This is a genomic window from Pseudarthrobacter sp. YAF2 (assembly GCF_052113345.1).
Classification (GTDB): Bacteria; Actinomycetota; Actinomycetes; order Actinomycetales; family Micrococcaceae; genus Arthrobacter.
On record NZ_JBFRDA010000007.1, the window covers coordinates 79,443 to 91,955 of the forward strand.

General features: G+C 65.9%; 14 protein-coding genes. 5 read left to right on the top strand and 9 right to left on the bottom strand.

Annotated features, from left to right (window positions below):
- Positions 1–31 precede the first annotated feature (31 nt).
- On the bottom strand, positions 32–805 hold the full coding sequence (locus AB4Y79_RS09040; protein ID WP_441860566.1) for an SDR family NAD(P)-dependent oxidoreductase: 774 nt from the start codon (positions 803–805) through the stop codon (positions 32–34).
- 39 nt (positions 806–844) lie between these two features.
- Positions 845–1,669, bottom strand: a complete 825-nt coding sequence (locus tag AB4Y79_RS09045; RefSeq protein WP_441860567.1) for a sugar phosphate isomerase/epimerase family protein — start codon at positions 1,667–1,669, stop codon at positions 845–847.
- A gap of 186 nt (positions 1,670–1,855) precedes the next feature.
- Between AB4Y79_RS09045 and AB4Y79_RS09050 the strand changes: the two genes are divergently transcribed.
- The 5 genes from AB4Y79_RS09050 (at position 1,856) to AB4Y79_RS09070 (ending at position 6,493) form a co-directional block, all read left to right on the top strand.
- On the top strand, positions 1,856–3,193 hold the full coding sequence (locus tag AB4Y79_RS09050; RefSeq protein ID WP_441860568.1) for an MFS transporter: 1,338 nt from the start codon (positions 1,856–1,858) through the stop codon (positions 3,191–3,193).
- Positions 3,194–3,232: 39 nt separating this feature from the next.
- Positions 3,233–4,144, top strand: a complete 912-nt coding sequence (locus AB4Y79_RS09055) for a transketolase (protein ID WP_441860569.1) — start codon at positions 3,233–3,235, stop codon at positions 4,142–4,144.
- Positions 4,141–5,151 carry a transketolase family protein gene (locus tag AB4Y79_RS09060; protein WP_441860570.1) on the top strand — a complete coding sequence of 337 codons (1,011 nt, stop codon included), beginning with the start codon at positions 4,141–4,143 and terminating at the stop codon, positions 5,149–5,151. The genes AB4Y79_RS09055 and AB4Y79_RS09060 overlap by 4 nt, the downstream gene beginning before the upstream one ends.
- Positions 5,152–5,270: 119 nt before the next feature.
- Positions 5,271–5,930: a GntR family transcriptional regulator gene (locus AB4Y79_RS09065; protein WP_441860781.1), complete on the top strand. Its 660-nt coding sequence runs from the start codon at positions 5,271–5,273 to the stop codon at positions 5,928–5,930.
- A 113-nt stretch (positions 5,931–6,043) separates the two neighbouring features.
- Entirely contained in the window at positions 6,044–6,493 is a 450-nt protein-coding gene (locus AB4Y79_RS09070; RefSeq protein WP_308928944.1) for a transferase, read from the top strand.
- Between the two features lies 1 nt (position 6,494).
- Here AB4Y79_RS09070 and AB4Y79_RS09075 read toward each other — a convergent pair whose 3' ends face one another.
- From AB4Y79_RS09075 to AB4Y79_RS09105, 7 genes are all read right to left on the bottom strand, one after another.
- Positions 6,495–7,526, bottom strand: coding sequence for a HoxN/HupN/NixA family nickel/cobalt transporter (locus tag AB4Y79_RS09075; RefSeq protein WP_441860571.1), 1,032 nt, complete (start codon positions 7,524–7,526; stop codon positions 6,495–6,497).
- Entirely contained in the window at positions 7,526–8,356 is an 831-nt protein-coding gene (locus tag AB4Y79_RS09080) for an urease accessory protein UreD (RefSeq protein WP_441860572.1), read from the bottom strand. Before AB4Y79_RS09080 ends, AB4Y79_RS09075 begins: the two co-directional genes overlap by 1 nt.
- Before the next feature lie 122 nt (positions 8,357–8,478).
- Positions 8,479–9,096: an urease accessory protein UreG gene (gene ureG / locus AB4Y79_RS09085; protein ID WP_441860573.1), complete on the bottom strand. Its 618-nt coding sequence runs from the start codon at positions 9,094–9,096 to the stop codon at positions 8,479–8,481.
- A gap of 26 nt (positions 9,097–9,122) precedes the next feature.
- On the bottom strand, positions 9,123–9,791 hold the full coding sequence (locus AB4Y79_RS09090) for an urease accessory protein UreF (protein ID WP_441860575.1): 669 nt from the start codon (positions 9,789–9,791) through the stop codon (positions 9,123–9,125).
- A gap of 126 nt (positions 9,792–9,917) precedes the next feature.
- Complete coding sequence (gene ureE / locus AB4Y79_RS09095) at positions 9,918–10,397, bottom strand: urease accessory protein UreE (protein ID WP_441860577.1); 480 nt, start codon at positions 10,395–10,397, stop codon at positions 9,918–9,920.
- A 17-nt stretch (positions 10,398–10,414) separates the two neighbouring features.
- Entirely contained in the window at positions 10,415–12,172 is a 1,758-nt protein-coding gene (ureC, locus tag AB4Y79_RS09100) for an urease subunit alpha (RefSeq protein ID WP_441860579.1), read from the bottom strand.
- Positions 12,169–12,507, bottom strand: coding sequence for an urease subunit beta (locus tag AB4Y79_RS09105; RefSeq protein WP_441860581.1), 339 nt, complete (start codon positions 12,505–12,507; stop codon positions 12,169–12,171). Before AB4Y79_RS09105 ends, ureC begins: the two co-directional genes overlap by 4 nt.
- Positions 12,508–12,513: the final 6 nt, after the last annotated feature.

Below are 12,513 nucleotides of genomic sequence, written 5' to 3' on the forward strand. Positions count from 1 at the left end.
GGTGGTTTCAGGTCTGGGCTGGTGGTGGCTGCTAGTGGATGTGGCTGCCGCCGTTGATGTCGATGGTGGTGCCGGTGAGGTAGGCGGAGTCCTCGGAGGACAGGAAGCTGATGACGGAGGCCACTTCTTCCGTGGTGGCGTTCCGGCCCAGCGGGATGCCGGCGTTGATCGCGGCTTCCTGTTCCTCGGTGCTGCCCACGCGGATGTTGGTGTCCACGGCGCCGGGGGTGATGGCGTTGACGGTGACACCGGTGGTGCCGAGTTCACGGGCGAGGGCCTTGGTGAAGCCGAGGATGGCGGCTTTGGCAGCCGAGTAGGGCACCTTGCCGAAGACGCCGCCGCCGCGCTGGGCGGACACGGAGGACATGTTCACGATCCGGCCCCAGCCGTTCTCGATCATGGCCGGCAGGAAGGCTTTGGTCACCAGGTAGGTGCCGGTGGCGTTGACGTCCATGACCTTGTGCCACAGCTCGAGGGTGGTTTCCAGGAACGGAATCGGGGAGGTAATGCCGGCGATGTTGGCGAGGGCGCCGACGGGCGGGAGGTTGCCGGCCGCGACTTCGGCGGCGACGGCGGCCTGTGCAGCGTTCACGGAGGCTTCGTTGGCGACGTCGATCTCGTGGCCGAAGGCCGGGACGTTGAATTCGTTGCCGATTTCGGCTGCGACCTTGGCGGACTTTTCGCCGTCGAGGTCCAGGATGACGATGCCCCAGCCTTCACGGGCGTAGCGGCGGGCGGTGGTGATGCCGATGCCCCGGTCCGAGGTGGCTCCGGTGAGGACGGCGGTGCGCTGGATGGCGGTCATGGTGGTGCTCCTTGAAATTGTTTGGTTTAGCTGGGCGGTTCAGATGAGGTCGGTGATGAAGCTGGCTGCTTTGGCGGCGGCCGCAGGGCGTTCGTCGTTGGTGACGTCCCGGGTTTCCAGTTCGAGTGAGAAGTGGCCGGTGTACCCGTCGGCGGCGAGCCGCTTCAAGCCCCCGGCGAAGTCGGCGTCCCCGTTGCCGATGCTGAGGTTGATGTTTCCCGGCACGGCATCGCGCAGGTGGACGTGGCTGATGCGGCCGGCGTGCCGGTCCAGGTAGGTCTGGATGTCCTCGCCGGATGCCACGATGTGGCTGAAGTCCATGACGATTCCGACGCCGGATCCGGCCAGCCGGTCCGCCAGCATTCCGGCGCGTTCCAGGTTCCAGCAGAACCGCAGGAAGTGCAGCGATTCGGTCCAGAGTTCGACGCCGAACCCGGCAGCGCGTTCGGCCGCGTCGATGAGCTGGCCGGCGATGAGGTCCAGGTCCTCGTCGACGCTCCGGACAGGATTGTGGTCCAGGGCCCCGCACGGGAGGACAAGCGCTTTCGCGCCGATATTGGCGGTCAGGGTGAGCAGGGCGTCGAGGTGGCGTTGCCGCGCACCCTGGCCGTCGGCGTCCAGCACCCTGTTGAGGTCCCCGACGTCGCCGTTGACGGAACGCGCCCGGAGACCGGAGGCGTTGACCTCCGCGGATACCGCGGCCACGGCCGCCGCATCCAGGTCGTAAGGGACGTGATCGCACACACCGGGCAGGGCGCCCAGATCGATCTCCTCGAAACCCAGTGCCTTCATGGTGCGCAGGGCACTGCCCAGGTCCTGGTGCCGGAAGCTGATGGACGAGCACCCAAGTCTGGAGTGGAACATCGTTGATCCTTTGGTTCGTGCCGGGCGATAGTGATGGTCACCACAGTAGCGAAGTTAACTGTCAACAGTCAACCCTCAAAGTTGACTGTTGACAGTAAAGATGATGCGGGTCACACTGGGACATATCATTTGTTAACAGTCGACAGCGGCGGACTTTCTTCAGCCGCTTTTCGAAAGGGAACCACCATGAGCAAAGATGCTCTGACCATGCGCGGTCCGGTCCACGGCACCAAGGACGCCCGCCGCGTTGCCATCGGATCCGGCGTGGGAGCCGTGATTGAGACCTATGACTTCATCGGCTTCGGCACCGCTGCCGCACTGTACTTCGGCACGGCTTTCTTCCCCGGGAGCGATCCCGTCACGGGAACCCTTGCTTCCTTCGCCACCCTCGGCGTCGGCTTTGCCGCCCGCCCGCTGGGCGGCATCATCGGCGGCCACCTCGGTGACAAGGTGGGCCGCAAGCCCGTCCTGGTCGCCTCGCTGATCCTGATGGGCCTGGCAACGTTCGCCATCGGCCTGCTCCCCACCTACGCCGCCGTCGGCCTGTTGGCCCCGGCACTGCTGGTCTTTGTCCGTATCGTCCAGGGCCTGGCCTTCGGCGCGGAGTGGGGCGGTGCCATCCTGATGAGCTACGAGCACGCGCCGTGGAAGAGCAAGGGCAAGTTCACCGGCATCGTCCAGGCCGGCTTCCCCGTGGGCCTGCTGCTGGCCAACCTGACCTTCCTCGCGAGCGCCGGCCTCGGTGGTGAACTTGCCTGGCGCATCCCGTTCCTCTCCAGCATCCTGCTGGTGATCGTGGGCCTGATCATCCGGTCCAAGGTTCCCGAATCCCCCGTGTTCGACGAGGTCAAGGACAGCGGCACCATCGTGAAGGCACCCATCGTCGAGGTCATCAAGACGGACTGGCGCAACATCGTCAAGGGCATCGGCCTCCGCATCGCCGAGACCGCCGGCTACGCCGTCTCCATCACCTACATGATTTCCTACCTCAACAGCCAGCACCTGGCAGACAAGACCCAGACCCTCGTCGCCCTCTGCATCGCCTCGGCAATCGGCATCTTCGCCACCCAGGCCTGGGCTGCGCTGACAGACCGCATCGGCCGCCGCCCCCTGTACGTCTGGTCCACGGCCTTCGCCGCGCTGTTCGCGATCCCAATGTTCCTGCTGGTCAACACCGGCCTGTTCATCGCCATCATCCTCACCATCGTGATCTCCTACGCGGTCTGCCAGAACTCACTGGCCGGCGCCCAGGGTGCATGGTTCCCCGAGCTCTTCCAAGCCAAGACCCGCGCCTCCGGCGCCAGCCTGGCCTACCAGATCTCCGCCATGGTCTCCGGCTTCACGCCGTTCATCACCACCCTGCTGTTCGTCAGCTTCGGCTGGATGGGACCGGCACTGCTCTTCGGCGCCTACGCCCTGATCGGACTCTGGGCCGCCATCGCCACCCGGGAAACTTGGGGCAAGCGGGAGCGCCAACTGGCTGACGAAGCCACCAAAAGCACCCCCAACACCGTCAACGCCTGAATGACCACCACCACGCACCAGAGAATCACGGAGCAAGCAATGCCTACAGATACCGTCCAGGACGCCGCCCCGCAGGGACAGACACTGCAGACTGCGGTGACCCCGGAGCGGGTGGACAAGATCAGCGCCGCCGCGTACCGCATCCGGCACCACGCCCTGAACATGGGCGAGGTCCAGGGCCAGGGCTACGTGGGCCAGGCCCTCGGCGCCGCGGACATGCTCGCCACCGTCTACGGGGACCAGCTGCGGTTCAAGGCCGAGGATCCGCACTGGGAAGCCCGCGACCGGTTCCTCCTCTCCACCGGGCACTACGCCATCGGCCACTACGCGGCCCTGGCAGAGGCAGGGATCGTCCCGGTCGAGGAGCTGGAAACCTACGGCTCCGATGATTCGCGGCTGCCGATGTCCGGCATGTCCACCTACACCCCCGGTATGGAAATCTCCGGCGGTTCGCTGGGGCACGGGCTGACCATCGCAGTCGGCATGGCCCTGGGCCTGCGCTACCAGGGCTCCAACGCCCGGGTGTTCAACTTCCTCTCCGACGGCGAACTGGACGAGGGCTCCACCTGGGAGGCGGCCATGGGCGCGCACCACCACCAGCTGGGCAACCTCACCGCCATGGTGGACATCAACGCCCTGCAGGCGGACGGCAAGACGGACACCGTGCTCCGCACCGAGCCCATCACTGAAAAGTGGGAGTCGTTCGGGTGGTACACCCAGCGCGTGGACGGAAACGACGTCGCCGCGCTACTGGCAGCGTTCGACAACGCAGCCGCCCAGGCCGCCGCCGTCGGACGTCCCTCCGTGATCCTCTGCGACACCAAGGTGGGCCGCGGCGTCCCGCTGCTGGAAGACCGCGAAAAGGCGCACTTCATGCGCATCGAAGAACACGAATGGCAGACCTGCCGCGAGCAGCTCACCGCCGGTTACGAAGGAAAGGCTTCAGCATGAGCACCACCACGACGACGGCCACGCCCGCCAAGCCGAAGCTGAAGACCTCGGCGATGATCGCCTCCTTCGCCGACCCCGGGCAGAAGACCTCCTCCGCACCGTTCGGGCACGCCCTGGTCAAGGCTGCGCAGGAAAACGACAAAATCGTTGGCCTCACCGCTGACCTGGGCAAGTACACGGACATGCATATCTTCGCCAAGGCCTTCCCGGAACGGTTCTTCCAGATGGGCATGGCCGAGCAGCTGCTCTTCGGCGCGGCCGCCGGCCTGGCCGAAACGGGACTGGTGCCCTTCGCGTCCACCTACTCGGTGTTCGCGGCCCGCCGCGCCTACGATTTCCTGTGCCTGGACGCCGCCGAACCCAACCTGAACGTCAACATCGTTGGCGGCCTGCCGGGACTGACCACCGGCTACGGCCCCAGCCACCAGGCCACCGAGGACATGGCGATCTTCCGCGGCATGCCCAACCTGACCATCGTGGACCCCTGTGACTCGGTGGACATCGAGCAGGCCGTGCCGCAGTTGGCAGCGTCGGAGGGCCCCACCTACCTGCGGCTGCTGCGCGGCAACGTCCCCACCGTCCTGGACGAGTACGGCTACACCTTCGAACTCGGCAAGGCCAAGGTCCTCCGTGGCGGCAACGACGTCGTGTTCATCTCCTCCGGGCTGATGACCATGCGCGCCCTCGAGGCAGCCAAGGCCCTGGCGGCACACAACGTGGACGTCGCCGTCGTGCACACTCCCACCATCAAGCCGTTCGACGCCGAAACCGTCCTTGCGGAGATCAACACGGACCGCCTCGCCGTCACCCTGGAAAACCACTCCGTGGTGGGCGGCCTGTTCGAAACCGTCGCCTCCGCCGTCGTCACCGCGGGCCTGGGTAAGCGCGTGGTTCCTGTGGCACTGCCGGACCAGTTCCTGGACGCCGGCGCCCTGCCCACACTGCATGACCGCTACGGCCTGGCCGTTGACCGCATCGTGGCCAAGGTCCTGGCCGAACTCGGCTAGAGGCACAAGCGGATGGAGAAAGCACGGCACCGGTCTCCGCCGGAGCCGTGCTTTCTGCCGTACTATCGAAACCACTACCGACTGTAAACAGTCGACTTATGACATTGAGGACAGAAGCCATGGCCGGACTGACCGCCCCGCTGCTGGGACTGGAAAAGAAGAGCCTGCGGGAGCAGGCGCTCTCCGCACTGCGGACCGCAATCACCAGTGGCGAACTGGAACCGGGCCGGCACCTGGTGGAAACGGAACTGTCCGAGATGCTGCAGATCAGCCGGGGCACCCTGCGGGAGGCCCTCCGACAGCTGGAGCAGGAAGGCCTGTTGTCCGCCGGACCCCGCGGCCGGCTCTCGGTCAGGCACCTGGACGAGAAGGAAATCCGGGACATCTACTCCGTCCGCGCCGCCCTGGAGTCGTTGGCCGCCCGGACCTTGTGCGAACTGCCGGACCGGCAGCAGGTCACTGGGTCCCTGCACAAGGCTATCGACGCCATGGATGCCGCCGCCGGCGGCAGCCTCGAGGAACGGATCGAATCCGACCTCGAATTCCACCGCACCCTCTGCCGGCTCACGGGCAACGAAACACTGCTCCACTCGTGGGAATCCCTGGAGGGCTCCATCCGGATGTCCATCATGTTCGCCGGCCTGGAAAAGGGCGTCCGAAACATGAGCGTGGACCGGCACAAGGACATCGTCGCCGCTATCGATACCGGCGATGCCGCGCTGGCACGGAAAACCATCCTGGAACACATGGACACCGCCGCCGCCAACCTCGTGGCGTGACGCCCCGCGGCGGAACCAAAACCACCCAGCCTTCGCCTGTTTGGGAATCCCAAAACCCTCCCGGCCGTTAACCTACTGTGCGGTAGAGTGCCGCAGCGTTAACGAGGGACGGTATGACCGCAAAGTTTGTGTCAGTTGAGGACGACGCCGGGAAGGTCACCCGGTATGCCCGCCACGACAACGGCGGCGGGCTCATCGCTCCAGGAGCGAAAGTGGCCGAGAGCGCCCGGATCGGCCCCATGACCTACGTGGAACACGGTGCGCAGGTGGGTTCAGGCTGCAGGATCGGGCATGGCAGCTGGATTGACCGTGACGCCCGGATCGGGGACCGGACAGTGATCGGCGACGGTGTGCGCATCGGCCGCGGCACGGTCATCGGCAACCGCGTGCATATTGGCAGCCATTCCAGGATCGGCTCCAGCGTCCTGGTGGAGCACGGCGCCCACCTGGTAACGGACAGCACGGTGCCCGACGGCAGCGAAGTCCTCGCCGGGGAACACTCGCGCCTGGCAGCGGCAAGACACCGGCCGCACCGGAAAACCAGGGGCGGGATGGCTGCCTGAGTCAACCTGCTTTCCGCTGTTTCAGCGCCGCCCCGGCCCACACCGCCAGCAACAACGCCACCAGCAGCAGGCCGGCGTCGCCCAGGTCGATCGATCCGAGCCACCCCGTCACTGGGTCGTCAAGGGAGAACGCGGCGTGCAGGAAACCGCCCAGCGTGATCACGGCAATGAACAGGGCGGACACCGCTGAGATGCCCGTAACCAAGGCGTTGAACCCAAGCGTCCGCCGGGGGTGGTCCAACGCGGAGCGGTACATCCGCATCATGGCCATGCCGTTCACGGAGTCGCAGAGGGTCATCGCGGCAGCGAAGGCAAGTGGCAGCGCGAGCAACGCCAACGGCGGCACCCCGGCCAGTGAGGCCGCCGTCGTCATCATCAGCAGCCCGATGGTGGTGGCGGTGTCAAAGCCCAGGCCGAACAGGAACCCGATCACGTAGATGTTCCGCGGCCGTCGCACGCTGGACAGCGGCCGGGCGAGCAGACGGGCCACCAGGCTCCGCGGCTCCAGGTCCCGGGGATCGACGGCGGCACCGTTGCGGGCGCGCAGGTATGCGCCGGCAGAACGTGCGAAGGCGGAGCCGTTGAACAGTCCCATGGCCAGCAGGAACAGGCCGGACACGCCGCTGCCGATCAGGCCCAGGACAAGATTGCCTGTTGAACCGTCCTGCATCAGTCCGCCCGCCAAGGATGCTCCGGCAATAACCAGTACCCCTGCGAGGGTCACCACCGAGCTGTGCCCCAGGCTGAACGCGAATCCCACGCTCACAGGGTCCTGCCGCTGCGCCACGAACTTGCGGGTGGAGTTGTCGATGGCAGCGAGGTGGTCCCAGTCGTAACTGTGCTTCACGCCGGCCAGGTAGGCGGTGAGGACCAGGCCCCAGTTCAGCGGCTGCCCCTGGCCGTTGATGGTTCCGGCGAGCAGGAGGACGACGGCGGCGGCATGCAGGGCTGCCACCGCACCGAAGGTGAGCAGCGCCCGGGTCCGCAGCGGCAGCGAGGCGCGGTCCCGGTAGAGCGCGGCGATGCTGGTCATCAGTGCTTCCTCAGGTCCAGCGGGCCTTGGCCGTACCAGCGGGCGCGCAGCAGGTCGGTGCAGGACCGGAGCAGCCGGTTCAGTTCGTCCGTGCTGTTGGAGAGGCTCCGCAGCACCAGGCCGGAGATCCCCGCAACAGTGCGGGTGAGCGAGATGCCGGTCAACGCTTCGCGGCCGGCGGTGAGCCCGTGCAGCTCGTCGGCGAGCACCTGGTCCACGCGTGCGTCCACCACCACCAGCGACCCGAGGTGGCTGTGGCCTTCCATGAAGCCGAGTCCGGTGACGTCGTGCAGCGACGGCCGGATCAGCAGGTTGTCCAGCGCCAGCAGGTGGGTTCCGCCGTCGGTTTCGACGCGGATTTCGTTGCGCAGCCGCACTTCCTCGTATCCGAAAGCGGAACCGTCCGGCGACCAGCCAGGAGTGACCACCTCAGCCACGACCAGGGACGACGACGGCCGCAGGGTCACGGAGGTCCGTTGCCGGTAGCTGGCCTCCCGGTAGGCGATGAGCTGGTCCGGCATGAGTTCAAGCCGCGCCCCTTCCCCCAGCCGCACCTCCATCCGCTGCTCGGCAAAGGACCCGGGAGTCCGGTAAACCTTGGTGGCGGACTGCGTGGTCAACAACAGAGAAGCAGAATCAGCGACCTCCACATCCATCACAAAGAGATCGGCCCCAAGATAAGCCCCGCCGGGATTCACCACCACATAACAAACCTGCCCGGAGTCATCCAAGTAGTGCGGTCGCATCACCCTTAAGGCACCCTCATGGAACTGGTGCGAAGCAACTGACCGGCCGCCCCGCAGACTGATGCCCAACTCAAGCCGCCCCATAGGTGACGTATCCGCTGAGGCGGCGGAGCCGGATGTAAGGGGCCGCGGCGTGGCGGGCACCGCGGAGCGGGCACGGCCCCTTACATCCGGTGAAGCCGCCGGTGGCGCTCCCGCCGTCGTACTCATGAAGCCAAGTCGAGCATTAAGACGTCGTGCCGGATCCAATCAATGACCTTTTCAAGTCCTTCGTCAGTCTTCAGATTTGTAAAGCAAAATGGGCGGTCGCCCCTGAACTCCTTCGAATCCCGCTCCATGACTGACAAATCTGCGCCGACGTGGGGTGCCAGGTCGGTTTTGTTGATGATGAAGAGGTCGGACTTGATCATGCCCTGGCCTGCTTTGCGGGGGATTTTTTCGCCCTGGGCGACGTCGATGATGTAGATGGAGAAGTCCACGAGTTCGGGGCTGAAGGTGGCGGAGAGGTTGTCGCCGCCGGATTCGACGAAGATCACCTGCAGGTCGGGGTGGCGGGTTTTGAGTTCCTCGATGGCGGCGGTGTTCATGGAGGTGTCTTCGCGGATGGCGGTGTGCGGGCAGCCGCCGGTTTCGACGCCGATGATCCGGTCCACGGGGAGGATGCCGTTGGCGGCAAGGATCTTGGCGTCCTCGATGGTGTAGATGTCGTTGGTGATGGCGGCCATGGAGATCTCGGCGCTCATGTGCCGGGTGAGCCGCTCCACGAGCTGGGTTTTGCCAGCTCCCACGGGTCCGCCGATGCCGATTTTGATGGGTTCGCTCATTTTTCCTCCTGAATTCGAAAGCACAGCTAGCTCATGAACATCCGGGCACGCTGGCGTTCGTGCCGCATTTGTGAAATTTCCAGCCCGGGGCTGACGGCCCCGAAGTCGTCCGGCGTGAGGTGTGCGATGGTGTCGATGGCGGCAGCGACGTCGTCGTGCGCTTTCCGCAGCACCCGTTGCCCGGCGTTCTGGCCCAGCGGTAGGGCGCGGACGGCGTTCTGTGTCAGGGAGGTGACGGTGGCGAAAAGGTAGGCGGCGAGCGCCTCCTGGAGCGGAACGCCCAGGGAGCGGGCGACGACGGCGAACGCGAGTGGCTGGTGCCCGGCGGCCCGGCCAGTGGTCACCAGGTCCCGGTACAGTGCGAGCCCGGCCGACGGAAACACTTCCCCCCCGATTTCCAGCAACCGAAGCCCCATCTTGCAGCTCGCCTCCCGAACCTGCCGCGGCAAAAGAGAAGCAGACAAGAGAGCATCCAGCTCCCCAACATCAGCCCCCTCATAAAGGAACCGAATGGCAAGCCCATCAGAATAAGTCAGCGACTGCGAGACGAACGCGGACAACCAAGCCCCAAAACCAGCCTCATCAGCGACAACACCGGCGTCGACATAAGTCTCAAACCCAAGCGAGTGCGCAAAAGCCCCAGTAGGAAGCGCAGAGTCAGTGAGCTGCTGCAGCGCCAGCTGATATTCCCTCACTGAAGCCGCACCCAAGGTGAGGAACGCAAGCGACGCGAGGGATATGGGGCCGCGGCGTGGCGGGCACCGCGGAGCGGGCACGGCCCCATATCCCTCGCGGCGTCCCACGCCACGCCGTCGTCGTCCCTAGTGCGAGTGCTCAGCATGGCGAAAAGGCACAGGCATGACGCGTTCCTGGCGGGAGTAGGGCACCGAGTTGTGGCGGAGGTAGTCCTCGACGGTGTGGTCGTAGGCGCACACCATGACCTCGGCCCCGTATTCGGAGGACGCGTCGAAGAACTGTGCCTGGAGGTGCCGGTTGCCCAGGGAGTGTGCGGTGACGCCCATTTCGGAGATGGTGCGGGGTGCGATCACCAGGACGTCGGTGGGGAGCACGGACACCACGATCATGTTGGACTCTTCCACGTGGAGGATGTCGCCGTCGCGGAGGTCGCCGGAGCCGGACGGGAGGCGGATGCCGATCTCCTTGCCGTGGTCGGTGGTGGCGCGCTGGATGCGTTTGACCAACTGGGCGCTGGGCAGGACCACCTTTTCCTGGTGCAGGCCGGCGTAGGCTTCAGGGTCCGGCAGCTCGTGCAGGTTGCCGAGGACTTTGTCGATGATCACGTGGTTTCTCCGGGGTTTTAGAACAGGAAGTAGCGCTGCGCCATGGGCAGGACGTCGGACGGCTCGCAGGTGACGTCCTCGCCGTCGACCGTCACCTGGTAGGTTTCCGGGTCCACCTGGATGTCCGGGGTGGCGTCGTTGTACTTGAGGTCGGCTTTGGTGAGGTTGCGGATGCCTGAGACGGGCCGGATGACCTTCTCCAGCCCCAATTCCCGGGGCACGCCGGCGTCGATGGCCGCCTGGGACAGGAAGGTGATGGAGGACTGCTGCATGGCCTTGCCGAACGTGGCGAACATGGGCCTCATGGTGCGCGGCTGCGGCGTGGGAATGGACCCGTTGGAGTCGCCCATGAGTGCGTAGGCGATCTGCCCGCCCTTGAGCACCAGTTCCGGTTTGACGCCAAAGAAGGCCGGATCCCAGAGGACCAGGTCGGCGAACTTGCCCACTTCCACGGAGCCCACCGAGTCCGCGATGCCCTGCGCAATGGCCGGGTTGATGGTGTACTTGGCCACGTACCGCTTGAGCCTGAAGTTGTCGCTGCCTTGCCCCGACCCAGCAGCGGCGCCGTGGGCACCCGGTCCGGTCCCGCCGTCGCCCTCTTCCAGAACGCCGCGCTGCTTCTTCATCTTGTCCGCCACCTGCCAGGTGCGGGTGATCACCTCGCCCACCCGGCCCATGGCCTGGGAGTCGGAGGAGGTGATGGAGAAGATGCCCAGGTCCTGCAGGACGTCCTCCGCGGCGATGGTCTCGGCGCGGATGCGGGAATCGGCGAAGGCCACGTCCTCGGGGATGTCCGGGTTGAGGTGGTGGCAGACCATCAGCATGTCCAGGTGCTCTTCGATGGTGTTGCGGGTGTACGGCAGGGTCGGGTTGGTGGAGGCGGGCAGGACGTTGGGCATGCCCGCGATCTTGATGATGTCCGGGGCGTGTCCGCCGCCGGCGCCTTCGGTGTGGAAGGTGTGGATCACCCGGCCGTTGATGGCGCGGATGGTGTCTTCCACGAAGCCGCACTCGTTCAGGGTGTCGGTGTGGATGGCCACCTGCACGTCGTATTCGTCCGCGACGGTGAGGGAGGTGTCGATCGAGGAAGTGGTGGATCCCCAGTCCTCGTGGACCTTCAGGCCGATGGCGCCGGCGCGGATCTGCTCGGCGAGGGGTTCGACGGCGGACGCGTGGCCCTTGCCGAACAGGCCGATGTTCATCGGCAACCCTTCAGCTGCCTGCAGCATCCGCTGGATGTGCCATTTTCCGGGGGTCACGGTGGTGGCTTTGGTGCCTTCGGCAGGGCCGGTGCCGCCGCCGATCATGGTGGTCACGCCGCTGGCCAGTGCGGTGGGCACCTGGTCCGGGGAGATGAAGTGGATGTGGGTGTCGATGCCGCCGGCGGTGAGGATCTTCCGTTCCCCGGCGATGATTTCAGTGCTGGCCCCGATGACGATGTCCACGCCGTCGGTGATCTGCGGGTTGCCCGCCTTGCCGATGCAGAAGATGTGGCCGTCCTTGAGCGCGATGTCGGCTTTGTAGATGCCGGTGTAGTCAAGGATGACGGCGTTGGTGATGACGGTGTCAGGGATGTCCTGGTCGCGGGTGGCCTGGCCGTTCTGGCCCATGCCGTCGCGGATCACTTTGCCGCCGCCGAACACCACCTCCTCGCCGTAGGCCGTGAAGTCTTTTTCGATCTCGAGGAACAGGTCGGTGTCCGCCAGGCGGACTTTGTCCCCGGCGGTGGGGCCGTACAGGTCCGCGTACTGCCGGCGTGGAATCTCGAAGCTCACTTGGCATCCCCTTCCTGGCGCGTGCCGCCGTCGAGCTTTCCGTTGACCGCGTTGCTGAGCCCGTACACCTCGCGCGAGCCGGCCAGTTCGATCAGCCGCACGCTGCGGGAGTCGCCGGGCTCAAACCGGGCGGCTGTTCCGGCCGGAATGTCCAGGCGCCGGCCGTAGGCCGCCTCCCGGTCAAAGGACAGGGCAGCGTTGGCCTCGGCGAAGTGGAAGTGGGAGCCCACCTGGACGGGCCGGTCACCGGTGTTGGTCACCGCAACCTCGATGGCCTCCCGGCCGCGGTTCGCCGTCACGGGTTCAGGCCGGAGGACGTACTCGCCTGGAATCATTGCGGC

Bases quoted from the DNA above. Each gene is read 5' to 3' on its own strand.
- AB4Y79_RS09075 (WP_441860571.1), bottom strand. From the start codon at position 7,526: ATGACCAGCATCGCCGCGCTCTACCGGGACCGCGCCTCGCTGCCGCTG.
- ureG (WP_441860573.1), bottom strand. From the start codon at position 9,096: ATGAGCGAACCCATCAAAATCGGCATCGGCGGACCCGTGGGAGCTGGC.
- AB4Y79_RS09050 (WP_441860568.1), top strand. From the start codon at position 1,856: ATGAGCAAAGATGCTCTGACCATGCGCGGTCCGGTCCACGGCACCAAG.
- AB4Y79_RS09065 (WP_441860781.1), top strand. From the start codon at position 5,271: ATGGCCGGACTGACCGCCCCGCTGCTGGGACTGGAAAAGAAGAGCCTG.
- AB4Y79_RS09060 (WP_441860570.1), top strand. From the start codon at position 4,141: ATGAGCACCACCACGACGACGGCCACGCCCGCCAAGCCGAAGCTGAAG.
- AB4Y79_RS09045 (WP_441860567.1), bottom strand. From the start codon at position 1,669: ATGTTCCACTCCAGACTTGGGTGCTCGTCCATCAGCTTCCGGCACCAG.
- AB4Y79_RS09105 (WP_441860581.1), bottom strand. From the start codon at position 12,507: ATGATTCCAGGCGAGTACGTCCTCCGGCCTGAACCCGTGACGGCGAAC.
- AB4Y79_RS09055 (WP_441860569.1), top strand. From the start codon at position 3,233: ATGCCTACAGATACCGTCCAGGACGCCGCCCCGCAGGGACAGACACTG.
- AB4Y79_RS09040 (WP_441860566.1), bottom strand. From the start codon at position 805: ATGACCGCCATCCAGCGCACCGCCGTCCTCACCGGAGCCACCTCGGAC.
- AB4Y79_RS09080 (WP_441860572.1), bottom strand. From the start codon at position 8,356: ATGGGGCGGCTTGAGTTGGGCATCAGTCTGCGGGGCGGCCGGTCAGTT.
- AB4Y79_RS09070 (WP_308928944.1), top strand. From the start codon at position 6,044: ATGACCGCAAAGTTTGTGTCAGTTGAGGACGACGCCGGGAAGGTCACC.